At 56.8% G+C, this 24,633-nt stretch carries 22 protein-coding genes and 2 pseudogenes; 14 read left to right on the top strand and 10 right to left on the bottom strand.

Annotated elements, in window-relative coordinates; genetic code table 11:
• Positions 1–9: 9 nt before the first annotated feature.
• Both B3729_RS20345 and B3729_RS20340 read right to left on the bottom strand, forming a co-directional pair.
• Positions 10–675, bottom strand: coding sequence for a 4Fe-4S dicluster domain-containing protein (locus tag B3729_RS20345; RefSeq protein WP_286788833.1), 666 nt, complete (start codon positions 673–675; stop codon positions 10–12).
• A gap of 197 nt (positions 676–872) precedes the next feature.
• A pseudogene (locus B3729_RS20340) lies at positions 873–1,615 on the bottom strand (SDR family oxidoreductase).
• Positions 1,616–1,836: 221 nt separating this feature from the next.
• Here B3729_RS20340 and B3729_RS20335 point away from each other — a divergent pair.
• Entirely contained in the window at positions 1,837–2,961 is a 1,125-nt protein-coding gene (locus tag B3729_RS20335; protein ID WP_286788832.1) for a metallophosphoesterase, read from the top strand.
• Here the strand turns inward: B3729_RS20335 and B3729_RS20330 are convergent, their stop codons facing one another.
• The 4 genes from B3729_RS20330 to B3729_RS20315 all read right to left on the bottom strand — a co-directional run bounded on the left by B3729_RS20330 (position 2,962) and on the right by B3729_RS20315 (position 5,635).
• Positions 2,962–3,237 (bottom strand): hypothetical protein, encoded by a 276-nt coding sequence (locus B3729_RS20330; protein WP_010798273.1) that lies wholly within the window; start codon positions 3,235–3,237, stop codon positions 2,962–2,964.
• 346 nt (positions 3,238–3,583) lie between these two features.
• The gene (locus tag B3729_RS20325; protein WP_019365715.1) at positions 3,584–4,342 is read right to left on the bottom strand and encodes a molybdopterin-dependent oxidoreductase; all 759 of its coding nucleotides are present in this window, start codon (positions 4,340–4,342) and stop codon (positions 3,584–3,586) included.
• Positions 4,335–4,958: a cytochrome b/b6 domain-containing protein gene (locus B3729_RS20320; protein ID WP_286788831.1), complete on the bottom strand. Its 624-nt coding sequence runs from the start codon at positions 4,956–4,958 to the stop codon at positions 4,335–4,337. The genes B3729_RS20325 and B3729_RS20320 overlap by 8 nt, the downstream gene beginning before the upstream one ends.
• 53 nt (positions 4,959–5,011) lie before the next feature.
• Positions 5,012–5,635 carry a hypothetical protein gene (locus tag B3729_RS20315; protein ID WP_286788830.1) on the bottom strand — a complete coding sequence of 208 codons (624 nt, stop codon included), beginning with the start codon at positions 5,633–5,635 and terminating at the stop codon, positions 5,012–5,014.
• Between the two features lie 139 nt (positions 5,636–5,774).
• Between B3729_RS20315 and B3729_RS20310 the strand changes: the two genes are divergently transcribed.
• On the top strand, positions 5,775–6,470 hold the full coding sequence (locus B3729_RS20310) for a heavy metal response regulator transcription factor (RefSeq protein ID WP_019365718.1): 696 nt from the start codon (positions 5,775–5,777) through the stop codon (positions 6,468–6,470).
• On the top strand, positions 6,449–7,885 hold the full coding sequence (locus tag B3729_RS20305) for a heavy metal sensor histidine kinase (RefSeq protein WP_286788861.1): 1,437 nt from the start codon (positions 6,449–6,451) through the stop codon (positions 7,883–7,885). Before B3729_RS20310 ends, B3729_RS20305 begins: the two co-directional genes overlap by 22 nt.
• A gap of 193 nt (positions 7,886–8,078) precedes the next feature.
• Here the strand turns inward: B3729_RS20305 and B3729_RS20300 are convergent, their stop codons facing one another.
• A complete protein-coding gene (locus B3729_RS20300; RefSeq protein ID WP_010798279.1) occupies positions 8,079–8,699 on the bottom strand; it encodes a flavin reductase family protein in 621 nt (206 codons plus the stop codon).
• Between the two features lie 59 nt (positions 8,700–8,758).
• Between B3729_RS20300 and B3729_RS20295 the strand changes: the two genes are divergently transcribed.
• Positions 8,759–9,229 (top strand): 3'-5' exoribonuclease, encoded by a 471-nt coding sequence (locus tag B3729_RS20295; protein WP_286788829.1) that lies wholly within the window; start codon positions 8,759–8,761, stop codon positions 9,227–9,229.
• Positions 9,230–9,293: 64 nt separating this feature from the next.
• Here the strand turns inward: B3729_RS20295 and B3729_RS20290 are convergent, their stop codons facing one another.
• Positions 9,294–11,525: a TonB-dependent siderophore receptor gene (locus B3729_RS20290; protein ID WP_286788828.1), complete on the bottom strand. Its 2,232-nt coding sequence runs from the start codon at positions 11,523–11,525 to the stop codon at positions 9,294–9,296.
• 341 nt (positions 11,526–11,866) lie between these two features.
• Between B3729_RS20290 and B3729_RS20285 the strand changes: the two genes are divergently transcribed.
• The gene (locus tag B3729_RS20285) at positions 11,867–12,520 is read left to right on the top strand and encodes a DUF4198 domain-containing protein (protein WP_239380847.1); all 654 of its coding nucleotides are present in this window, start codon (positions 11,867–11,869) and stop codon (positions 12,518–12,520) included.
• Between the two features lie 70 nt (positions 12,521–12,590).
• Here the strand turns inward: B3729_RS20285 and kdgR are convergent, their stop codons facing one another.
• Complete coding sequence (gene kdgR / locus B3729_RS20280) at positions 12,591–13,379, bottom strand: DNA-binding transcriptional regulator KdgR (RefSeq protein ID WP_286788827.1); 789 nt, start codon at positions 13,377–13,379, stop codon at positions 12,591–12,593.
• Between the two features lie 266 nt (positions 13,380–13,645).
• On the opposite strand from kdgR, the gene B3729_RS20275 reads away from it, so the two are divergent.
• The 9 genes from B3729_RS20275 (at position 13,646) to B3729_RS24850 (ending at position 24,279) form a co-directional block, all read left to right on the top strand.
• Positions 13,646–14,632 (top strand): sugar kinase, encoded by a 987-nt coding sequence (locus tag B3729_RS20275; protein ID WP_286788826.1) that lies wholly within the window; start codon positions 13,646–13,648, stop codon positions 14,630–14,632.
• 3 nt (positions 14,633–14,635) lie between these two features.
• On the top strand, positions 14,636–15,847 hold the full coding sequence (manD, locus tag B3729_RS20270) for a D-mannonate dehydratase ManD (RefSeq protein ID WP_010798285.1): 1,212 nt from the start codon (positions 14,636–14,638) through the stop codon (positions 15,845–15,847).
• A gap of 125 nt (positions 15,848–15,972) precedes the next feature.
• Positions 15,973–17,004, top strand: a complete 1,032-nt coding sequence (locus B3729_RS20265) for a Zn-dependent oxidoreductase (RefSeq protein ID WP_074826405.1) — start codon at positions 15,973–15,975, stop codon at positions 17,002–17,004.
• Positions 17,005–17,088: 84 nt separating this feature from the next.
• Positions 17,089–18,378 carry an MFS transporter gene (locus tag B3729_RS20260; RefSeq protein WP_074826408.1) on the top strand — a complete coding sequence of 430 codons (1,290 nt, stop codon included), beginning with the start codon at positions 17,089–17,091 and terminating at the stop codon, positions 18,376–18,378.
• A 10-nt stretch (positions 18,379–18,388) separates the two neighbouring features.
• Positions 18,389–19,492 (top strand): Ldh family oxidoreductase, encoded by a 1,104-nt coding sequence (locus B3729_RS20255; RefSeq protein ID WP_286788825.1) that lies wholly within the window; start codon positions 18,389–18,391, stop codon positions 19,490–19,492.
• Positions 19,485–20,942, top strand: coding sequence for a mannitol dehydrogenase family protein (locus tag B3729_RS20250; RefSeq protein ID WP_286788824.1), 1,458 nt, complete (start codon positions 19,485–19,487; stop codon positions 20,940–20,942). The genes B3729_RS20255 and B3729_RS20250 overlap by 8 nt, the downstream gene beginning before the upstream one ends.
• Before the next feature lie 11 nt (positions 20,943–20,953).
• Positions 20,954–22,132, top strand: a complete 1,179-nt coding sequence (gene uxuA, locus B3729_RS20245; protein WP_286788823.1) for a mannonate dehydratase — start codon at positions 20,954–20,956, stop codon at positions 22,130–22,132.
• 18 nt (positions 22,133–22,150) lie between these two features.
• Positions 22,151–23,710: a UxaA family hydrolase gene (locus B3729_RS20240; protein ID WP_286788822.1), complete on the top strand. Its 1,560-nt coding sequence runs from the start codon at positions 22,151–22,153 to the stop codon at positions 23,708–23,710.
• A 383-nt stretch (positions 23,711–24,093) separates the two neighbouring features.
• Complete coding sequence (locus B3729_RS24850; protein WP_404627388.1) at positions 24,094–24,279, top strand: PQQ-binding-like beta-propeller repeat protein; 186 nt, start codon at positions 24,094–24,096, stop codon at positions 24,277–24,279.
• Positions 24,280–24,352: 73 nt separating this feature from the next.
• On the opposite strand, the pseudogene B3729_RS20235 reads toward B3729_RS24850, so the two are convergent.
• A pseudogene (locus B3729_RS20235) lies at positions 24,353–24,633 on the bottom strand (transposase); the annotation flags it as partial.

Genomic DNA, 24,633 nt, shown 5'->3' with positions numbered 1-24,633 from the left:
CAAGCGTGTTCAGGTAGGCGTACCGAGCTCCGCCCACGTATCGATCTCGTAGGAATGCGGGTCGTGGTTGCGTCCGTGTGGCAGCTTGGTCTCGATGGCACGTGGCGCAACGCGATCCAGTCCTCGATAGAGCACTTGCGGCTGAGTGGCCTGTTCAGGCTTGAGGCTGGCCAGCTCGGCTCCGCGCTTCTGGTAGAACTGCGCGACTGGGCTTGCTGCATCGCTGAGATCACCAAAGACCAGTACGCCGGTTGGGCAGGCTTCGACGCAGGCAGGCTGCATGGCCTGTTCCAGGCGGTGGCTACAGAAGTCGCACTTGTCGGCGACCCACTGGACCTGATCAATGTGCAGGGCGCCGTATGGGCAGGCGGTCACGCAGCTGCCCCAGGTATCACACGTATCCACGTTGATTCGAACAATGCCGTCCTTGCCCTTTTCGATGGAATGCGTAGGGCACGCCTTGATACAGGGTGCATCGGCGCACTGCATGCACAAGGCCGGAAGAAAGCTGCGCTGTGTGTGAGGAAATTCGCCTTGGTCGTAGTAATAGACCTTGGTTCTGAAGTGGCCAAGTTCCACTTGGTTTTCGACCTTGCAGGCGACCGAGCAGGCATGACAACCGATACAGCGCTCCAAATCGATTGCCATGCGCCATTGGGGGGAGATGTCCTCCATACCAAACCTTCTAGTGTTATTTATAAGTGATTGGTGCACCGGGACGTCTGGTCTGACCCAGACGAAACGGGCAATCTCAGTCAGGGCGTAAGCGGTAAAGATGGAAATTGTGGCACAGCTAGGCAGGACGTCAAAAAACTGATGGGATAGCGCAGGGCGAAACAGGGTCTTGCGGGCAAGACCCCAGTGGAGCAGTGTCAATAGTCCTGAAGCGTAGGACGGAAGAGAATCTCGTTAATGTCTACATCATCCGGCTGGCTCATGGCATAGACGACGGCTCGCGCGAAGGAGTCGGCCGGAATAGCGATTTCATAGAATTTGCGGACGTTTTCGGCGACGTCCTGCTCGGTGATGCTGTCTGGCAGCTCTGTAGCAACTGCGCCTGGAGAAATGATGGTGGTGCGGATGTTGTAGGGCTTCACCTCTTGGCGTAGTCCTTCGGAGATGATGCGTACGGCATGCTTGGTCGCAGAGTAGACCGTACTGCCAGCGCGCACCTTGTGTCCGGCTACTGACGATACGTTGATAATATGACCGGCCTTGCGCTCGGACATGTGGGGCAGTACCGCAGCAATGCCGTAAACACACCTTTGACGTTGACGTCGATCATGCGGTCCCAGTCTTCGATCTTGAGCCGCTCAAGCGGGGAGTGCGGCATGAGTCCTGCGTTGTTCAACAGGGTGTCGACGCGGCCATGGGTGGAGATGGCTTTTTCGACCAGTGCCTTGACCTGTGCACTGTCGGTGACGTCAGTCTTCATGGCAAGCGCCTTGCCGCCGTTGCCATTGATTTCATCAGCCAAGGCCTGGATACGCTCCAGGCGGCGCGCGCCCAAAACAACGGTTGCGCCCATCTGACTTAACTGTCGGGCAGTTGCCTCGCCCAGCCCGCTACTGGCACCGGTAATCACAACGATCTTGCCTTCAATGTTGTTGCTCATGGCCTGTCTCCTTGGGGTTTAAGCCTTGGATAAAGAACAACGCGAACGGGCATAGGTTCTATTGAAGTCTTCTACAGGCCAGGCAAACAGAAGGCCGGTCGTTTGTTGCAACCATGGAACCGGTTTCTATCAGCAGCTTTCTGCTGGTGTGCTGCCTATAACGCGGTTATGTTTCCGCAACGTTGTGGTCTTACCTGAATGCTCTAGAACAGGATCTTTAAATGTTTCGCTCACGCTGGACGATGCCGGTCATCCTGATTTTGCTTCATGTTTATGTCGGCGTGACGCTGATTCCCCATCTGCCGCTTAACGATGTAGGGCAGTTGCTTGCCGCGCTTTTGCTGGCGCTGTCCTGCTACCTGGTGCCATTAGGGTTTCGCTCGCGCAGTTTGCGCATGCCCTGGCTGGCCTGGGCAGGTCTGCTGGCCATGGGAGTCTTTTCCAGCCTGGCCGTGCTAAGCCTGTTGCGCGGTGTGCTGATCGCTGTGCTCATGTTGTTTCCTGGCGCGCTGTCCGAGGCGGTCACAGAACGCTCTGCCGAGGCAGTCATAGTTCTGGTGCTGCTCTTCACGGTGCTGGGCGTCTTCAATGCACGACGAATTGCAAACGTCGTTGACGTTGAATTACCCGTCGAAGACCTGCCGGAAGCCCTGGAAGGGTTTACGATCGCTCAGATCAGCGATATCCATGTTGGCCCAACAATTCACCGGTCTTATATTTCTGCCATCGTTCAGCGGGTGAACCGTCTTGAGGCCGATGTCGTAGCGGTAACAGGGGATCTGGTCGATGGCTCTGTGAAGCAGCTGGCCGAGAACATTCAGCCACTGGCCGAACTAAAAGGCCGTTACGGTGTGTACGTGGTGACAGGCAATCATGAGTACTACTCAGGTGCTTTGGAGTGGATAAGCCACTTGAAACACATGGGGCTCAGGGTGCTGCTCAACGAGCACGTGGTGATTGCTCACAACGGGGCTGAGCTGGTGCTGGCGGGAATTACGGATTATTCCGCCGGAATGTTTGTGCCGCAGCACAAAAGCGATCCGCAGGCGGCGCTCCAGGGTGCGCCGAACAACGTGCCCAAGGTTCTTCTGGCCCATCAGCCACGCTCAGCAAAGCTGGCAGCCGAGGCGGGGTTTGATGTTCAGCTTTCCGGACATACCCATGGAGGGCAGTTCTGGCCGTGGATGCATTTTGTGCGTTTCCAGCAGCCGTGGGTGGCCGGTCTCCATCGGCTGGGGAGGCTTTGTGTCTATATCAGCCGGGGCACAGGTTACTGGGGGCCTCCGATTCGCTTTGGTGCGCCCTCGGAAATCACCCGCATACGACTGGTCTCTGCGCGTCGCTGATTACTTATCGGACGTGGCGGTTGCTGGCGTAACCGCTGCATCCAGGAACAGAAGTGATCCGCTGAAAGACACCGCCATGAACAGGAACCAGGATACTTTGCGCAGCATCCAGATAATGATGTCGCTGCGATTATCTGCACTGTTCAGCATCAGATGATGCGTTTTGAAGGGGTCGAAAAAACCTAGCAGGCCGAACAGTGCCAGCGTGCCGCAAAACAAGAAGACTAGCGCGAGTGCATAATAGCGCGCATTCTTCGAGGCGAGTAAGTTGTGCATGGAATAACCCTTGAAAAGACGTTGGATAAATAAGGCCCGTTCGGTCTTTTTAGCAGCAATGCTGCGCTCTTGTTCAGGAGCGGCATGATTGATTTATCAGGTCTAAAAGCTCGATGCCCATATGCTCTATGACGGCACGGCTGTCCGATACTTGAATCGGGCCGTCGACGTATGACAGGTTCAGACCTGGTCGATGCCAGCCTAGGCGGTATTGGGATTGTTCTAGGAATAAGGGCGTTAACCCGTACAAGCGCAGCATGACGCTGAAAAGAGGCGTACCGGCGCAAAGGCAAATACGGTACGCATCATATGGCTGGCTCTTAATATAAGGGCAGAATGCTGGGTTTCAAATACCGCTGAACCAATTGTAGCCCTGATCTTCCCAGTACCCTCCCGGGTATTGGTTGGTTACAAACAGCTCGCCAATATGCTTGGGGTTCTTGAAGCCCAGCTTGGTAGGTACGCGCAGGCGAAGTGGGTAGCCGTAGTCGGGCGGTAACGGTGACTTGCCAAAGTCTAGTGCCAGAAGGGTTTGTGGATGAAGGGCAGTGGCCATGTCGATGCTGGAGTAATAGCGGTCGGCACACTTGAAGGCAACATACTTTGCCGTGGTGTCAGCACCGATGTGTTCGAGAAAGGTCTTGAGCGGTACGCCACTCCACTGACCAATGGCACTCCAACCTTCGATACAGATCAGCCGAGTAATGTCGCTGCGCTGAGGAAGTCGCCGCAGCGCTTCCAGCGTCCAGGGCTGCTTCTTTTGTACGAGCCCCGAAACCTCAAGGCGATAATCGCTCAAGTCTACGTCAGGAACGTTGTATTCAGGGTAAAAGGCGTTGAAAGGAAAGGGGTGAGTGATCTGGTCTTCCCGGTAGACCGGCGCCAGACGCTGGCCGCCAAACAACCAGGCCTGAACCCGATCATTCCAACGGGACAGGGCCCAGAGCACCTTGTCTACCTGATCGCCATCCTGCAGATTACAGCCGGTCAGCATGGCCATGGCGCCGACGGTAAGACCGGAGCGCAGGAACAGTCGACGCTGCAGGTTAACCACTTGCGTACGCTGCGCTGGCTCAAGGTGAATTCTAGTTTTGCGCTCACTCATGATGCGTTTCCTTGGCCCGACCGGTGATCATCGGAAGAAAAGTGCGAGGGACAAGCATGACGAGGGTCAGGTGGATAATCACAAACCCGCCGATCCCAGCCATGGCAAGGAAGTGGACATAGCGTGCCCGGTCAAACCCACCGACCAGAGTGGCCAGGGTCTGCAACTGTACGGGTTTCCATATCGCAAGACCCGAAAGCACGACCAGAACGCCCATGGCCAGTACGAACCAGTACATCAGCCGCTGCACAGCGTTATACGTACCCAGTCGATGGGCTAGCCGAAAGCGCAGCGCATCCATAAGGTCCTGGCGAAAGGCCTGGACGCCTATGGGCAAAAAGTCCCGACGAAAGTGTCGGCTGGCGAGGCTGTACAGCACATAGAGGGCGCCATTAATCACCAGGACCCACATGACCGCGAAATGCCAGGCAATGGAGCCACCCAGCCAGCCGCCCAAGGTAGCCCAGGTCGGAAAGGCGAACCCGAATAGCGGTGAGGCGTTGTAGATACCCCATCCGCTCAAAAACATGCAGGGCATGGCAAGGGCGTTGATCCAGTGAGTCAGGCGTACCGGCCAGGCATGCACCAGCCGCCGCGTGGTAGTCGGATGCGTCATAGGTCATCTCCGATAGGAGGGTAGGCGCACCGCTCCGGTGCGCCTCAGCTGGACTACATGGGTGGGGTATAGCCGTCTTTGCCGATTGCAACGCCTTTGGCCGTCTTGCCATCAGCATCAGGAAACAACACGATCTTGGTTCCAGGCTTGAGTTCGTCCGCCTTGCCGGGTTCTACATAGGCAATCGGCACATCTTCAGGCACATGCAACTGCTTTTCGCCGCCCTTGTACTGCACTGTCAGGGTGCGGCCGTTGGCATTCTTGAGTTCTCCAACAGTACCGTTGGTCATGGTACCGGAAGAGCCATCAGCGTTTTCCCATCCGTAATGGCCTTCGCCAGTACCCCGCAGGCTGGCTTCAAATACGGTAACTTCCAGTGCCTTGAGGCTGCCGTCCGGCTGCGGAATGGCAGCGGAACCTACAAAACTGTTGGGCTTGATCGCGTCCAGTTTGGCCGGAGAGACCAGGCGATAAGATGTCTTGTCAGTCAACGCAACCGACAGGTGTTGGCCATTGCGGGTGGTGAGATCTAGCCTGTTGGATTGCACGGCATCTACCGTTCCGCGAACCGGCTTGACGGTAGGCATGGCGGCGCCGGCGGGCGTGGCGGCATGGGCAAGCAACGTGCTGCTCAGCAACAAGGTACCTAGGGCAGTGGATAACAGATTCTTGGTCATGGGCGAATCCTTCTGGGATAGATTGCAGGAACCATGCTCGCGCAGGGAAGGGGTCATGAAGATGACGGGGGAATGACAAAAATGTAATCCACCGCCGTCGCCGTGCTCGTTAGAATCCACTGATCGCAGGAGAGCAACTGTGCACCTATTACTGATTGAAGACGACACAAAAACCGGTGAGTACCTGAAGAAAGGGCTGGGTGAGTCCGGCTATGCGGTGGATTGGGCCCAGCATGGAGCGGACGGCCTGCATATGGCGCTTGAGCAGCACTACGACCTGATCATTCTGGACGTTATGCTGCCTGGCATCGACGGTTGGCAGATCATGGAGGTGCTGCGCAAGAAGCACGATGTGCCTGTCCTGTTTCTTACCGCCCGCGATCAGGTGCAGGACCGTATCCGCGGCCTTGAGCTGGGTGCGGATGATTATCTGGTCAAGCCGTTTTCGTTTACCGAGCTGGTGTTGCGCATCCGTACGCTACTCAGACGTGGCGTTGTCCGTGAGGTCGACCACTATCACCTGGCAGATCTTGAGCTGGACTTGCTCAGGCGGCGCGTCACGCGGCAGCAGCAGGTGATTACGCTGACCAACAAGGAATTCGCATTGTTGCATCTGCTGCTGCGCCGTGAAGGTGAGGTGCTCTCGCGTACCCTGATCGCGTCGGAGGTGTGGGACATGAATTTCGATAGCGACACCAATGTAGTGGATGTGGCCATCAAGCGACTACGCAGCAAGATCGATCAACCCTATCCCATCAAACTTATTCATACGGTACGCGGCATTGGCTACGTCTGTGAGGCTCGGCCATGCGCATCCGAAGACAGCCCTCTCTAACCCTTCGGGCAACCCTGGCCTTTGCGGTTGTCGCCATGCTGACCGTAGGCGGCGCGGGCGTTTATCTGTACGGCTCGTTGAAACACACGCTACTGGAGCGCAGTGATTATGCCGTACTTGGCCGGGTCGACCATTTTCGTAAACTGTTGAGGTATGACCTGAATCTTGCGGATCTGCAGCGCAATCCGCAGCTGTTCGAAAACATGCTGGGTAATGAGGAGGATGTCTTCATTATCAGCCAGCAGGGGCAGCCTATCGTCATGGTCAATCCCAAGCAGGCCATACTGCCGGATTTGCCTGTGGTCGGCAGTGACGAGTCATTAAGTCTGGATGACCTGCGCAGTGGTGTTGCGCCGGACAATACTCCCCTGCGCGCGGCGGCGGCTGAAGTCCGTTCCGGGGATACCTCGGTTCGTGTCGTGGCGGCTCATTTGCTGGTCAAGGAAATGGCCATGCTTGATACGTTCCGTGAGCGCATCCTGGGCGCCGTAGTGCTGGCGTTTCTGCTGACAGCTATTCTGGGCTATCTATTGCTGCGCAGAGGGTTGCTGCCTATTCGTGAAATGGCTGCCCATGCCGCAACAATCACACCCGCGAGATTGAACAGTCGACTCGATCCCGCCAATACGCCCAAGGAGTTGGATCAACTCACCACGGCGTTCAACGGTATGCTGGATCGGCTGGCGGATGGCTATCAGCGTCTGGTGCAGTTCTCAGCGGACCTTGCCCACGAGATTCGCACGCCTATCGGTTCGCTGATGGGGATCTGCCAGGTTACGTTGCAGCAACCTCGCTCTCTGGATGAGTATCAGAGTGTGATCGCCTCCAATCTAGAAGAGCTGGAGCGTATTTCACGCATGGTGGAAAGCATTCTGTTTCTTGCCCGCGCCGATGATGCACAGGCGGTACTGGATTACAAAACCCTGTCGCTTGCAGACGAGCTGGAGCGTGTGGCGGACTATTTCGAGGGGCTAGCCGAAGAGCGCGAGCTGCGGCTCAGTACTGAAGGCGACGGGAAGTTGGAAGCTGATCCGCTGATGGTGCGCCGTGCGCTGAGCAATCTGGTTGCCAACGCCATTCGATATGCGGACAAAGGTTCCGTTATCCATATCCGTACACTGCAAAAAGGACAGGAGCAATGGATCCAGGTAGAGAACAGCTGCCCTATGCTCGAACCTCGTCAGCTGGAGCGCTTGTTTGATCGGTTCTACCGAGGTGATGCGGCACGGCATGGCTCGGAATCCAACGGGCTTGGACTGGCGATTGTAGCTGCCATCATGCGTCTGCATGGGGGAAGTGCAAGCGTCGAGCAGGATGAGCATCGGCACATTTGCTTTACCTTGCGCTTTCCCCATGTGGCTCCAAAGCGCGAGTCCATACTGACGGCACCTATGGCAAAAGGCTTACACGGATAGAAGTCGGTTGGCGCTAGGCCTGCATGCAGCATCTGCGTAATCTACACATATCGGAATGCAGCGCAGGAAGCGCTCATCGCACCTCAAGGACGACGACCACGCCAGGATGGCAACTTGACAGGATGTTGAGTAAGGTCGACGAAACCCCGCCAAGCGCGGGGTTTTTCGTTTGCGCTGAATAATTATTGGGTATTTATTTCGGCCGGTACATCTTGAAGAGCTGCGCTTCGGTAATCTCGAAATAGTCTGCCGGGCCACCCCCGCGCAGGATGGGCCGTGCGGCCGCAGTCTGATAGACCCCGTCGACCAGCAGTGACCTGTCGATATGTACGCCGACCACCTCGCCCAACACCAGCCAGCTTTCCACCGAATCCCCGGCTGCGGTTTGCAACTGGATCAGTTGGGTGAGCTTGCATTCGAAGGCCACCGGCGTTTCGGCAACACGTGGTACCGAGATCACGCGTGAGGGGGTAGTCGTCAACCCGGCCAGTTCAAATTCGTTGACCTCCGGCGCTACCGCTGCACAGCTGGTGTTCATCTGTTCCGCCAGTGCGCGTGTCGCAAGGTTCCAGCAGAACTCACCCGTCCGCTCGATATTACGTACGCTATCCTTATAGCCAATGCTGGAAAAGCCGATAATGGGCGGCACATAGTTGAAGGCATTGAAGAAACTGTACGGCGCCAGATTCAATTGCCCCTGCTCGTTGTGAGAGGAAATCCAGCCAATCGGACGTGGGCCGACGATCGCATTAAAGGGATCGTGGGGCAGATCATGGCCTTTGGCGGGTTCGTAGAAATGAACGTGTTCAGACATCGACAGCCTCTCCTGACTAGATGATTACATACTGACACACACCAGCTCGCGGTGACGCAATGCCATTTGCTTTTCTTGATACAGAGTTCACCAGTCTTACTGCGCAAGCCAGACTGATTTCGCTGGCGCTGGTTGTTCCAGACGGCCCCGAGTTCTATGTTGAATTGCCGCAGAATTGGGACCTTGCAGACTGCTCTGACTTTGTCATTGAAATTGTGCTGCCGCAGCTGGACCCTGTGCAGTATGGCATGAGCGTACCGGACGCCAGGGATGCGCTATGGCAGTTTCTATCCCGCTTTGATGAAGAGGTCATCGTGTGCTGTGATGCGCCACTGTGGGATTGGGAGTTCTTCAGTCAACTGGCATATCGCCATGGCAAGTGGCCTGCCAATGTGCGTAACGCGCCCCGTAATAGCTATGACCTGATACCCGATCTTGCCGAGGCAATTGCTGAAGAGCAGGTGCCTCACCACGCACTGCTGGATGCGCGTCTGGTAGCTGAACAGTATCTTTTAGCTACCAGACGTTAAGTGCCAGTCTACAGGCTACCGACAATATCAGTAGAATAATGCAGGGTGCGGCCCGGAGTATTGGTTACCACTGGTACGTAGCACTTAACTGCGCCGTACGTTGCGAGCCATACCAGCACCATGAGTATGAGTAGCAGGTTGTGATGTATTCCTTGTCCGTCAAGTTGGTTACATTCAGCGCCAGCCGCAAGTTGTCGGTAGGGCTATTGATGTGGCCGATGTCATAGTGGATGGCGGCATCAAACAGCGTATAGCCGGATACTTTTAACGTGTTGGCGGCATCGCCCCAAGAGGAGCTGACGTAGCGTACACCGCCGCCTACTCCAAGACCTTTAACCGGCCCCTCATGAAAAGTGTAATCGGCCCAGGCGGAAGCGGTATGGTGAGGCAGGCCGTACGTAGTCGTGCCTTCCACGGGTACCTCGGGACCGTTTGCAATACCCGTCACCCCAGGGGCTCTGTTGGTGGTGTTGTTGGATTTTGTGATCCGGTTGTCGAGGTAGGCGTAGGCGGCAGTGATGTCCAGATTATTGGTCAGGCTGGCTTTGCCTTCAATCTCCAGTCCACGGGACTGGACTTCGCCATCCTGTACTTGGCACCGACTGCCGTTACACAGGTGCGTTGGGTCTGGATCGAGCGTCGGTACGTTGGTCTTGCGAAGATCAAACGCTGCGATGGTGATAAAGCTGTTGCTCCCAGGCGGTTGGTATTTGATTCCGATTTCGTACTGCTTGCCTTCCGATGGCTGAAAGAGCGAGCCGCCATAGAGCGTGCCCGACTGCGGTTCGAACGACTCCGCGTAGCTTACATAAGGTGCAAATCCATTATCGAACAGGTAGACCAGCCCCAGACGTCCTGTAAATGCTTCGCTGGACTGCGAACTTTTGGCTTTTCTGCCAGTGCTGAGGGTGAGTGTGCTATTGCTGGTATCTGCCCAGTCGTATCGTCCTCCCATTAGCAGGACCCAGCGGTCCCAACTCAGGTGATCCTGTAGGTAGAGACCTTTCTGCTCACTGCGCTGAGTCGCGTCGGTCGAGAAAGCCGGATAGCGATCGATACCGGTATAGACAGGGTCGAAGATATCCAGGCTACTGCCTTTTCCATAACCGGCCTTGGTATCGCTGCTGGTGTTCTGATAGTCAGCACCCAGTAACACGGTGTGCTGTAACGGGCCCGTACCAAACTTGGCCTGGAGCTGGTTATCGAGGGCGTAGGCGTCAATATCCACATCGGTTGCAATGGTGCTGCGGCTCATCGTGCGGTAATCAGGCGCCAGGACAGACGCGTTGTACAAGCTGCGGTAAATGCCCTCGCTGCGCAGGTAGCGAGCGTTTTGCCGTACAGTCCAGGTATCGTTGAAGTGATGTTCGAACTGATAACCGAGTGAATAGTACTCACGATCAGACTTTTCAAACTCCTTGTCACCGTCGTAAAAGTCGACCTTGATGCGCCTGCCGGTTGGACTATGCAGTGCTGAGCCATAGGCGGGAATAGAGCCGTAGGAGCCCCCTTTGGGATCCCGCTGGAAATGGCCCAGCAGTGTAAGGGTCGTGTTCTCCGAGGGGCGCCAGGTGAATGACGGTGCAATAGACTGTCGACGTACTTCGGTGTGTTCGATCTGGCCATCCGCATCGTCATAAAGACCCAGCAGACGATAGGAAAACTCTCCTGCGTCGTCTAAAGGACCGCTGAAATCCAGCGTGGTCCGCTTCTTGTCAAACGTGCCTACCTGAACACCGATTTCATGGTAGGGCGTATCCAGGGGACGCTTGCTGACCATATTGATCACGCCTGCCGGGCTGGATTGTCCATAAAGTACCGACGCAGGCCCTCTTAGTACCTCTACACGCTCCAGATCAAAGGCATCTTCCTGAGGAAGGGCATCTCGGCTGCCGGGCATGCGCAGCCCGTCTAGGTAACTGCCTGGTGAAAACCCCCGAATGGTCAACTGGTCCAGGCGCGAAGCGGTAGCGCCACGACTTTCCGGAATGACGGCCGCGGTGTAACGCAGGATCTGATTGAGGCTCTGCGCATCCTGAGCCTGCATCTGATCACGGGTAATGACCGAAATGGACTGCGGTGTCTCGATTAATGAGGCATCGGTCTTGGTCGCCGTAAGGCTGCGATTGGCGACATATCCACTCACCGGCCCTGTAGGATTTTCATCTAGCGATTCCTCGCTGATTTCGGTAGCGTCCAGTTCAAGGGCAGCCTCTTGTTCAGCCGCATTTATGGGTGAGGCAAGCAGGGTCACGCAGGCAACGATAGCGCAAGATGAAGCAGCAGAGCGGTACATACAAGTCCTTTGTAGATAAGCGCTTAAGTACAACCACAGCTAATAGCGCGAGGTGAGAGGTTTTCTATCTACCTGATAACTTATATCAATTGAGAATTTGTATCAAAAAAGAAAATATCTCATTACAAATTAGCCATAAGGCTTTATCGACGTAACGGGATAGGATGGATGTGAGGTAAGGGCTAAAGAGGTCAAGCAGGCGGAAAAACGCTTCTCATCAGTGATTTTTACATGCTTTATGTACTGCTGCGCGATACATGAAAGCGGTGCAACCGGTGCGAATTTCTTTTGCCAAGTGGTGAAGAGGCGCTTCCAATAACCTTCAATAAGGAAAACCTGTGGTGATACTTAGAAACGCTCTGCTCTGTATTGGTCTTGGTAGCGTTGTACTTAATGCAAGCGCGCATGAACTCTGGCTTGAGCGGGATGCAAGTGGCCCCATACGTGTCTACCTCGGCGAGCCGGACGAGGGCGTATTGGAAACCGGCGAGACCATTGCGGCGCTGGCCCCTACCACTCAAGTGTTTACCCATGATCGAAATGCAACGGCAAAGGTTGTAGCACGTGAAGATCATCTGGAGGCTGCAGTAAACGAGCAGGGGGATGTTCGCAGTTATAACGATCAGGTCTGGAAACCTTGGAAGGATGAGCAGGGCCATTATACAGCCGCCTTGATGCACGCTCGTGCAGGCCGCACCGAGACCAAGGCACTGCTGGATTACGAACTCGTGCCTGCTGCTGCAAACAGTAACCGCTTTACCTTACTGTTCAAAGGCAAGCCGCTTGCCGAACATGATGTGGTTCTGTTCGATCCAAAAAATCAGGCGCTGAAATTGAAGACAGATAGTCAGGGCGTTGTCGATGTCCCTGCCAAGGAGAAAGGTCGGTTCATCTTGGCAAGTGGTTACCAGACGCCTGCGAATGGTTATGAAGTAGCCGGTCAGAAGATGGATAATCTCTATTACGGTACTACCACAAGCTTTATCGTGGATTGACGGCTGCACACTAAATGCGCTGTTACTTCTCCGCTGCTTTCGCTAGTAGCAGCGGAGACACGTCGAACATTTAGTTAAACATGCTTTCGGGGCAACCCAAGCGGCGCGAAATGACCTGGGCTGTTTTTAGTAATTCCTGAACGTATTCGTCCTTGAGTTCTTCTCTGAAGCGAAAGCAGGGGAAGGAAACACTCATTCCAGCAACGACATGGCCGAAGCGGTCATGGATGGGCGCGGCAAGGCAGCGCATATTCTCTTCGAATTCTTCTTTGTCCTCACCGTATCCCTGGCTGCGGATAAGTGCCAGCTCTTCAAGGTAGGCCTCCAGACTCGACAGGGTATTGGCCGTACGAGGCTGGAAGGTCTCGCTCGCCAGGCGCTTGCGTACATCCTGCTCGTCGCGCCAGGCCATCAGTACCTTGCCAATGCCTGTGCAATAAAGCGGCGCACGCAAGCCGATCCGCGAGTACATCCGCAGGTTGTAGCGCGAGTCGATCTTGTGGACATAAACGATATTGTCTTCATCGAGAATGCCTAGATGCACTGTTTCGCTCGTAAGCTCATTGATGGTACGCATGCCGGGCTCGGCTTCACGTACTAGATCAATATGCGGCAATGCCTTACTGCCCAGTTCGAACAGCCGCACGCTGAGGCGATAACGATCCTCGCTGTCCTGTACGACATACCCTAGCGATTTAAGGGTCTGTAGAAAGCGGTAGACGGTGCTCTTGGACATGTCCAGCTTTTGCGCAATTTCTGAAACGCCACTTTCTTCAGGGCACTGACCCAGCGCCTCCAGAATAGCCATGGTCCGGCTAACCGCGGTTACAGATTCATTATTGGTAGTGGGACTATCCATGCGGGCTCCTCTGCGAACGCTGTTGAGTGTATCTGAATTCCATTTCGAAACAGCGTTTCATTTCTCTTGACGTACTTTGTTGAATCGCTACACTCGGTTCAATACAGGAATTGAAACCGCGTTTCAATAATGCTGATGTAGGGTCCGCAAGCGTGGAACCCCGCTACAAAAACAAGAAGGCACCAGATGATGCAGGCCATTCGACAACGGTATCTAACGCCCGTCCAGGCAGACGCGTGTGTGACGAATCGGGTGGGGGGCTCCCTATGACGTCCCTCTTCAAATCTTTGCCATCCCCGATACGGGTTGCCCTGGTTGGTGAATGCATGATCGAGCTGCAACGCGACAGCGCAGGCACGATTACTCAGGCATTTGGCGGGGATACACTCAACGCCGCGGTCTACCTGGCTCGGCTATGCCAGTCCACGGCCATTTCGGTGGATTATATAACCGCCATCGGTCAAGACCCGTTCAGCGAGGTCATGTGTCAAACCTGGCAGGCTGAAGGGCTGGGTACACAAAATGTGCGACACCTGCCTGACGCATTGCCTGGTCTTTATTTCATCCAGACTGATGAGCAGGGTGAGCGGCAGTTTCTTTACTGGCGTGGTGAGGCGGCCGCCCGACGCTGCTTCGATGGCCATGAGGCAGCGCAGACGCTGGCGGCCTTGCTCAACTATGACGTCATCTACCTGAGCGGCATCAGCCTGGCGGTGCTGACTGCTGAAGGCCGGGCACGGCTTCTCGAGACATTGGCCGAGGCGCGCAGGCAGGGCACGCGGATCGTGTTCGATAATAATTACCGTCCCCGACTCTGGCCGGATCGCGCTACGGCGCAGCACTGCTACCAGGCATTGCTGGCGTTGGTCGACCTAGCGCTGATTACCTGGGAGGACGATGTCGAGCTGTTCGGCTTCTCTTCACCTGAGGTCTTGTTCCGCACCTATGTCGAATCAGGCGTTACTGAAATAGTCCTCAAGCGGGGGGAGGCTCCGTGTCTGATCCATACCGGACGGCAGGTTCTGACGATTCCCGGCGAGAAGGCGCAGCAGGTGGTCGATACCACCGCCGCCGGTGACTCCTTCAGCGCAGCATACTTAGCCTGTCGTCTGCAGGGCGGTAATCCTGAACAGGCTGCCCGGTGGGGTCACCGGTTGGCTGTCAATGTCATTCAGTACCGAGGCGCCCTGATTCCGCCTCCCGCCATGCCGGCAATGCCCGCGCTTTCGTATTCCCTAGCTGCCCAGGCTTGAACAATGAAGATAAGAGAAGCCCGCGTTATCGTGACCTGCCCCGGTCGTAATCTGGTTACTCTCAAGATTGTGACTGACGAAGGTCTTTACGGAATCGGCGATGCTACCCTCAATGGCCGTGAGCTGGCCGTGGTCGCCTATCTGGAGGAACATGTTATTCCTGCCTTGATCGGACGGGATGCTCATCGAATCGAAGACATCTGGCAATACCTGTACCGCGGTGCCTACTGGCGTCGTGGGCCCGTCACCATGACGGCGATTGCCGCGGTTGACCTGGCGTTGTGGGACATCAAGGCCAAGGCCGCCAATATGCCGTTGTATCAATTGCTTGGCGGCAAAAGTCGTGAGCAGGTGATGGTATACGGGCACGCTACTGGCAAGGACATCGAATCCTGCCTGGATGAGGTAGCCCGACATGTAGAGCTGGGCTATAAGGCCGTCCGAGTCCAATGTGGCATTCCCGGTATTCCCACCACCTATGGTGTGGCCAAGCGCGAAGGTGAGCGCTACGAGCCGGCAGACAGTGACCTGCCGGCCGAACACGTCTGGGACACTGCCAAGTACCTCAAGTATGTCCCCAAGCTGTTTGCTGCGGTTCGTGAACGCTTCGGTGACGACCTGCACATCCTCCACGACGTGCACCATCGCCTGACACCCATTGAAGCAGGGCGTCTGGGTAAGTCGGTAGAGGAATTCAATCTGTTCTGGCTGGAAGATTGTACACCTGCCGAGAATCAGGAAGGTTTCCGCCTGATCCGCCAGCACACCACCACACCGCTGGCGGTGGGTGAGGTTTTCAACTCGATTCATGACTGCCGCGAGCTGATCCAGGAGCAGCTGATCGACTATATCCGCGCCACCCTTGTACATGCCGGCGGGATTACCCATGTCCGGCGCATCGCCGATCTGGCGGCGCTGTATCACGTGCGTACCGGTTTTCACGGCGCAACTGACCTGTCACCGGTATGCATGGGAGCGGCACTGCACTTCGATACCTGGGTACCTAACTTTGGCATCCAGGAGCACATGCCCCATGAGGAGCGGATCGATGAAGTCTTCCCCCACGCGTATCGATTCGAAGATGGTCATTTCACGCCGGGCGAAGCGCCAGGGCATGGCGTGGACATCGATGAAGATCTGGCGGCGCGCTATCCCTACAAGCGTGCCAGTCTGCCGGTAAACCGCCTCGTAGACGGCACGCTCTGGCACTGGTGAATCATGCTCGACAATGACAACAACAGACGGGTACGCACAATGAACAAACAGAACCAATTGTATGCAGGGAGGCTGCTGGGTAACGCCGGTGCAGCCGTTAGGTCGATCCAGAGGAGTGGCAAACAATGAAAGCTTTTCAGGTACGGGCTCCCCATGAGTTCAGTCTGGCCCAGGTCGAGACACCAGTCGCTGCGCCAGGTGAGGTGGTGGTAGGCGTGGCGTATGCGGGTATCTGCGGTTCGGACATGCATATCATCCATGGGCAGAATGCGTTCGTTCGGTTTCCACGGGTGACCGGGCATGAGTTTGCCGGTGTCGTTCAGGAGGTCGGCGAGGGTGTCGAGACGCTGAGCGTTGGCGATCGTGTGTGCGTCGATCCGGTCATCAGTTGCGGCACCTGCTACCCCTGTCGCATTGGCCGTCCTAATGTCTGTACCCATTTGCAAGTGATTGGCGTGCACCGCGACGGTGGTTTCAGCGAGCGCGTCAGTGTGCCAGCGGAGAACGCTCACAAACTGCCAGAGGGGATGCCGCTCAGCCATGCTGCCTTGGTGGAGCCGTATTCCATCGCGCTGAACGTGCTTGATCGCATGCAACCTCAGCCAGGCGACTCTGTACTGGTCTATGGCGCTGGCGTTATCGGGTTGACCATCGTGCAGATGGCGCGCGCCCTGGGACTTACCGACATCACTGTTACCGATGTGATTGATACGCGCCTGCAAACAGCCCGGGCGTTGGGCGCGACACGCACGATCAACGGGCAGGCACAGGATGTGGAGTCTGTCATGAAGGAGCAGACCGGAGGCGAGGGCGTACCGCTCATTGTAGATGCAGCCTGTATTCCTGCGTTGATGCCTCAAATGGTGCGGCTGGCGTCACCCGCCGGGCGGATTGGTCTTCTGGGTTTCAATGCAGCGCCCAGCGACCTGGTACAGCTGGAAATGATCAAGAAGGAATTGACGCTAGTAGGATCGCGGCTCAACAACCGCAAATTTCCACGGGTGATTGAGCTGATGGCGACCGGAAAGCTGAATGCGCAGGATCTGATCAGCCATCGCGTAGCCTTTGACGATATGCCTGAGGCCATTGATCTGATCGAAAGCCATCCTGAGCAGACGCGTAAGGTGTTAGTGGAGTTGATGCACGTGGCGGGTTAACTCGGACGGCCTTAGCCGTCTTTCCAATCGATACGCGCCCACCCGGGCGCCCTCACCGATAAATACAAGAAGCGGGAGGTTTCCATGTTTGGTCAAGGTCGTAGCCTGGTACTCGTCATGCTGTTTCTGGCGGGTGTCATCAATTATCTGGATCGCTCGGCATTGTCTGTGGCGGCTCCGTTCATTCAGAAGGACTTTGGGCTCAATGCCGGCGAGATGGGGCTGATCTTCAGCAGCTTTTTCGTAGGGTATGCAGCCTTCAACTTTGTTGGCGGCTGGGCAGCGGATCGTTATGGTGCCAAAACCACGCTGCTGGTGGCTATGGTGCTGTGGTCACTGTTCAGTGGCTTGACGGTGCTGGCCCTGGGCTTTGCCTCATTGTTCCTGATCCGTGTGCTGTTTGGCATGGGGGAAGGGCCGCTGAGCGTGACAACCAGCAAGATGGTGAACACGTGGTATGCGCCCGATAAGCGAGCACGCGTCTTGGGTGTTTCCATGGCCGGTACGCCGTTGGGTGGCGCCATTTCCGGGCCGGTGGTAGGCATCATTGCCGTCACCTACGGCTGGAAGGAGTCCTTTATCGTCATCATGATTATTGGCCTCGTTTGGGCGGCGGTGTGGTTCAAGTTCATCAAGGCCAAGCCGGACGGTGCGGCAGCACGTGAAATCGAAGAGGGTGAACGGCTCACCGAGATTGCCAACGTGCCGACTCAGCCACTCCGGTATTACCTCAAGCAGCCTACCGTGCTGTTTACGGCGTTTGCCTTCTTCACCTACAACTACACGCTGTACTTCTTCCTGACCTGGTTCCCAAGCTACCTGACCATGGCTCATGGCATGAACGTAAAGGACATGAGTATCGCGACCGTCATCCCGTGGATTCTGGGATGCCTGGGACTGGCGCTGGGTGGCTTCGTGTCCGACTTCGTGCTCAAGAAAACCGGCCGGGTGATGTTCTCGCGCAAGGTGGTGCTGGTGGGGTGCCTGTTGTGCTGTGCGGTCTGCATCGGTTGCGCCGGGCTTGTTTCCACCATGTATAGCGCGGTAGCGCTGGTGGCGCTGTCTGTATTCTTCCTGTATCTGACCGGCGCTATTTACTGGGCCATCATCCAGGATACCGTACCGGCAGCGCGAGTAGGTGGGGTAAGCGGGTTCATGCACTTCCTGGCCAATACCTCCGGTATTGTGGGTCCGACTGTGACCGGTTTTATCGTCCAGTTTACCGGGGCATTTACCAGTGCCTTCCTCCTGGCAGGTCTTTTGACGGTTGTGGGTGCGCTGTGTGTGGCCCGTTTCGTCAAGCCTATTGCCCCTGTGCAGGCGGAGATGGCGCCACCGGTCGCTACGCCGTCAGTACTGGGCCGTTCCTCGTAAGGAGTTGCAGATGCAGTACACACGTGTAGAACAAGGGGCGCTTGAAGGATTCTGCCAGCAGGTCTTTAGAGCCCATGGTCTCGCCGCACCGGACGCCGAACTCGCTGCCCGGGTGCTGGTGAATTCTGACGCCCGGGGCATTCCTTCCCATGGCGTAGCACGTCTGCCGCGCTATGTGCGAGGGCTCAAGGCGGGCAGTATCCTGACAGATGCCAAACCGAAGCTGGTTCATGAAACGCCGCTCTCTCTGGTGTTGGACGCCCAGGGTGGTATGGGCACCACGGTCAGCCAGCAGGCCATGGATGCCGTGATTGCCAAAGCCTGCGAGCACGGCGCGGGTTTCGCTACCGTACGCGATTCGAACCACTTTGGTATTGCCGCCTGGTACGCCATGCAGGCGCTGCCCCATGACCTGATTGGCATCGCCATGACCAACACGGCGGCACTTGGCGTTCCCACGCATGGTCGACAATGCATGTTTGGCACCAACCCGATCGCTTTTGCCGCACCGGCCGACAGGGAGAAGGCCTTTGTGCTGGACATGTCGACCACAGCCGTGACGCGCGGCAAGCTGGAAGTCTATGGCCGGCAGAACACACCGTTGCCCACTGGATGGGCTGCGGCACCGGATGGAGGCGATGCCCATGATGCCCCCAGTCTCCTGGAAAGCATGAACATCTATGCAGGCGGCGGGTTGCACCCATTAGGCGGTGCGGGCACCGAGTTTGGTGGCCACAAGGGCTATGGTCTTGCCGTGATGGTCGACATCCTTTGTGGCGCACTGGCAGGGCATGGGTTTGGCAGGCACCTGCACGATACGCCTGGGAGTACGGGGCGAGTGGGGCACTTTTTTGCTGCTTTTCGAATCGACCTGTTCCGCCCCGCGGATGAGTTTCGCCAAGCCATGGATCAGCTCTTGTCAGACCTGCGTACCTCGGAGCCTGCCGCAGGGCACGATCAGGTCTGGTACGCGGGACTCAAGGAAATCCAGGCCCAGGAAGCGGCATCGCGTGAGGGTGTGCCGGTTGAGACAGGGGTGATCGAATCCCTTCAAGCGCTGGGGGAAGCCTGTGGCGTTACTCTGGCAGGAATCAAGGAGCCTTTCCATGCGTGAAGTCGAGCGGTATCCCTCAACCTATCCAAAGCCGATCATCGGCATCGTGCATCTGGGCCTTGGTGCATTTCACCGAGCGCATCAGGCGGTCTACCTGGAGCGCACTCTGGCACGGCATGGCGGAGGCGAATGGGGTATATGCAGCGCCAACATTCGGTCCAACCGGGTACTTGTCGATCAGCTTCGTGCGCAAGGTTGTCGCTATCACGTGGCCGAATACCGCGACAGTGAGCACGTTGCCTTGCGAGAAATCGCAGCGTTGCAGGAAGTGCTTTATGCCGGCGAAGGCGGTGAAGATAGAGAAGCCTTGCTCGAACGAATGGCCGACCCGGCGACACGCATCGTAACACTGACTGTTACGGAAAAAGGCTACTGCTTGAGTCCCGCCACTGGGCAGCTACGCGTAGATGACCCCAATATCGCCCATGATATTCGCACGCCCCATGCGCCGCGTACGGCCCCAGGTCTGCTGGTAGAGGCCTTGCGGCGCCGTCATGCCCGTGGGATAGCCCCCTTTACAGTATTGTGCTGTGACAACATGCCGGACAACGGCCAGCGAACACGGCAGGCGGTAACGCAATTGGCGGCTGCCCAAGATGAACGACTGGCCGCCTGGATCAGTCAGGAGGTCGCGTTTCCCTGCAGTATGGTAGACCGCATTGTTCCTGCCATGACTGACGCCTCGTTCGAAACGTTGCGTCAGCTTGGCTGCGAGGACCCGGCAGCCGTTATTGGCGAAGCCTTCAGCCAGTGGGTGATAGAGGATCAGTTTCCTCAGGGGCGGCCCGACTGGGAGCAGGAGGGGGTGCAGATGGTGGCGGATGTACGCCCATTCGAAACCATGAAACTGCGGCTACTCAATGGCAGCCATTCACTTTTGGCCTACGTAGGTGCACTGGTGGGTCATGCCACGGTGTATGACGCTATGAATGATCCTGCACTGGTCAGACTTGTCCGGCATTACATGAAGGACGAGGCCATGCCGACACTGGAAATGCCGGCAAGAATCGACCTCAACGCCTATGCTGATGATCTGATAGCACGCTTTCGCAACGACAGCCTCCAGCACCGTTTGCATCAGATCGCTATGGACGGCTCGCAAAAGCTGCCTCAGCGCTGGCTCTCCGGCACGGAAGCACGGCTTGCTCAGGGAGGCGGAATCAGCTGCATTGCGTTTGGCGTAGCGGCCTGGATTGAGTACTGCTCCGGGCAGAGCAGCCAAGGGGCGCATGAGGTAAATGATCCGCTGCGTGACACCTTTGCTGAGTTGCATGCGCACCGGCAGGGAGAGGCACTGGTCGAGGCCTTTCTGGGACTTACGGACGTCTTTCCGGCGAGTCTGACCGAGCAGGAGGGGTTCCGGCAGGCCGTGCATCAAGCCTACCGTGTGCTGAGCACCCAAGGTATTGCCGCGGCGCTCGCAGAAGCGACGAACAATACTAATCACTGAGGAGCGAAGTCATGGAGCATACCTGGCGCTGGTTCGGCCCTAACGACCCCATCAGCTTGAGCGACATTCGGCAGACCGGTGCGACAGGCATCGTCACGGCCTTGCATCAGGTTCCCAACGGGGAAGTCTGGACAGTAGAGGCGATCAGTGAACGAAAGGCGATGATCGAGGCAGCTGAACTGACCTGGTCGGTGGTGGAAAGTATTCCCGTTCACGAGGATATCAAGCGAGGCTGTGGCCGCCGCGATGACTACATTGGCAACTACCAACAGAGCCTTCGCAATCTCGCGGCGTGCGGTATCGATATTGTCTGCTATAACTTCATGCCCATCCTAGACTGGACCCGTACGGACCTCGCATGGCCGCTGGAGGACGGCGGGTGGGCACTACGCTTTGATCAGGATGCATTTGCCGCGTTTGATCTCTTTATCCTCAAGCGTGAAGGCGCCGAAGCGGACTACACCGAGGACGATATCCAGCGGGCCCGTACCTATTTTGACAACCTGGACGACACCCGGCGCGATACGCTCGTTGCTACCTTGATTGCCGGTCTGCCAGGCGCTGAAGAGCACTATAGCCTGGATGATTTCAAAGGACTGCTTGCGACCTATGCGGACATCGACGCGGAGCAGCTTCGGGAAAACCTGGGCTACTTTCTCAAGGCCATTGTGCCGGTGGCGGAGGAGGCGGGCGTACGCATGGCCATTCACCCCGACGATCCGCCACGGCCTCTTCTGGGCTTGCCTCGTATCGTGTCTACCGCACAGGACGCCCAATGGCTTCTTGATGCGGCACCCAGTCCGGCCAACGGGTTGACCTTTTGCACCGGATCCTACGGGGTGCGTGCAGATAACGACCTCGTTGCCATGGCTCGGCAGTTTGCGCCTCGCATCTATTTCACTCACCTGCGCTCGGTGAAGCGCGAGGCTGATCCGCGCAGCTTTCACGAAGCGCATCATCTGGCTGGAGACGCAGACATGGTTGGTGTGATCCGTGAGCTGGTTCTGGAAGAGTGTCGACGCGAACATGAGCATGGCCCCCGACTTCCTCTGCGGCCCGATCATGGTCATCAGCTGCTGGATGATCAGCATCGCCGTACCAACCCCGGCTATTCACTGATCGGCCGTCTCAAAGGATTGGCAGAGTTGCGCGGGGTAGAGCTGGCCGTGCGTCAATTACTGCAAAATTGACATTATCGTGAGAACGCCATGGAACTGATAACAAAAACAGGCGGGATCGATACCGCCAAAGCCGTGATTCGCCTCCACCCGCAGGACGACGTCCTCGTGGCTCTACAGCCGCTGCCGGCAGGGCTTGCCATCGTGGAGGAGCGCGTAACCCTCAGTCAGCCCATTCCCGCAGGCCACAAGTTCTCGGTGCGCCGGATTGATAGCGGGCAACCGGTGCGCCGCTATGGTCAGATCATCGGCTTTGCCACGACCCTCATCATGCCCGGCGAGCACATCCATGTTCATAACCTGGCGATGGGTGAGTTTGCCCGGGATTATGCTTTTGGAGAGGATGCCCACGTGCAGGCCTTTCCCACCGAGGGGCCGATGTTTCAAGGTATCGTCCGCCCGGATGGTCGTATAGCGACGCGCAACTATATCGGTATCCTGACCTCGGTAAATTGCTCGGCGACTGTAGCTCGGGCAGTGGCTGACTATTTTCGGCGGGATATCAATCCGGCCGCCCTGGCACCTTATCCCAATGTGGATGGCGTCGTCGCGCTGACGCATAGCTCCGGCTGCGCTGTAGATTCAGCAGGCGAGCCTCTGGCCATCTTGCGCCGCACCCTGGGCGGATATGCCGTCCATCCCAATTTCGCGGCGGTCATGGTGATCGGACTTGGGTGCGAAACCAACCAGATCGAAGGCATGATGACGGCTCAGGGGCTGGAAGCGACCGCAACACTGCGTACGTTCACCATTCAGGATACGGGAGGTACGGCCAAGACCGTAGCCAAAGGCATTGCGTATGTGAAAGACCTCTTGAACGAAGCCAATCGCATCGAGCGCCAGCCTGTGAGTGCCCGTCATTTGATAGTAGGCCTGCAATGCGGCGGCTCGGATGGCTACTCCGGTATTACCGCCAATCCGGCCCTGGGTAATGCGGTAGACCGATTGGTAGCCTGCGGTGGTACGGCTATCCTGTCCGAAACACCGGAAATATATGGTGCCGAGCATCTGCTGACCCGTCGGGCTACCAGCCGTGAGGTAGGCGAAAAGCTCATCGAGCGCATCCATTGGTGGGAAGAGTATTGCCGACGCACGGGAGCGGAGATGAACAACAACCCGTCTGCAGGCAACAAGGCGGGTGGCCTTACGACCATTCTGGAAAAATCGCTTGGCGCGGTAGCGAAAGCTGGATCAAGTAACCTGATGGCTGTCTATGAATATGCCGAGCCGGTAAGGGCTCAGGGACTGGTATTCATGGACACGCCCGGCTATGACCCGGTTTCCGCTACCGGGCAGGTGGCGGGAGGCGCAAATCTCATTGCCTTTACTACCGGACGGGGCTCGGCCTATGGATGCGCACCGGCGCCCTCGATCAAGCTTTCGACCAATAACGCCCTTTGGCAGCGTCAGGAGGAGGACATGGACATCAATTGTGGCGAAATCGCGACCGGTACGCTGACCATCGAAGCATCTGGGGCCGAGATTTTCGAAAAAATGCTTAGGATTGCCTCGGGCGAGCGAAGCAAGAGCGAGCAGCACGGTTATGGACAGAATGAATTCGTTCCCTGGCATATTGGCGCCATCACATAATCTGTTCTGCTGCATGGTGTGATCCTTCCTGTATCGGCACCGGCGGGTCAACCAACAGCCTGCTGGCGCTGCCGTGTGAGGCATGCTGACGGTTGGCCCCTTCAACCACCGGGTCTATGGCATTCGGCGAGCGCAGCGTGCTGTTGTGTCTAGGACGCATCGACTAATATCTGATAACTATGCCGACTCGGGGCTGGTGCTGGATGCAGGAGCCGGCGAACCCTTTGGTTAATCCAAGTAGGCCCTAGAGACACAGTCGGCGGAATCGAGTGGACCTCATCGGTAGATCCGCTCAATTCGCAAATCTATGTGTCGATCAACAATTCCTTAAATCAGAATCACACGTTGGCGCCTGATTTCAAGAAAAGCTGGAAGGGTGGTATGTGGTCCGCGCTGGCCGGATTCTCTGGCAAGCGCCTGCCACCGGTACCAATCCGGTGACGTCAAAACATACTAGCGGATTAGGGCCGATGGCGTCGTCGCCGGGTCTGGTTTATGCCGGTTCGATGTCCGGTGACATGGTAGTGCTCGACGCAATACCGGGGCTACTATCTGGAAGTATGCAGTAGCCAGTGCGCCATCGATTATAAATGGTCAACTGTTCTGGGGCTCTGGCTATGGTCGCTTCAATTTTGGTAGGCCCTAGGGTTTGTCTGAAAAGTCGGCCCGCATGCATCGCTCGATACAGGCCAGCATTACCATGGCCTTGAAGCTGCTAGCCAGCTTGTCAAAGCGAGTACAGAGCCGACGCTTTTCCTTTAACCGAATAGCCGTTCGATCACGTTACGCTGTTGATACTTGGGCCTATCAAACAGGCGAGGCAGACCTGGCCGGGGCTTGCGGTGCATCGTGCGCTGGGCGATCACCGGCTGCATACCGAAGCGGTCGCAATAGCGACGCAACCCTTCACTATCGTAGCCCTT

Origin of the sequence: Pseudomonas sp. UBA3149, from assembly GCF_002364655.1 — a bacterium.
Taxonomy (GTDB): Bacteria; Pseudomonadota; Gammaproteobacteria; order Pseudomonadales; family Pseudomonadaceae; genus Chryseomonas; species Chryseomonas luteola.
Note: the sequence above shows the minus strand (reverse complement) of the source record. Positions and strands in the feature narration are given on the sequence as shown.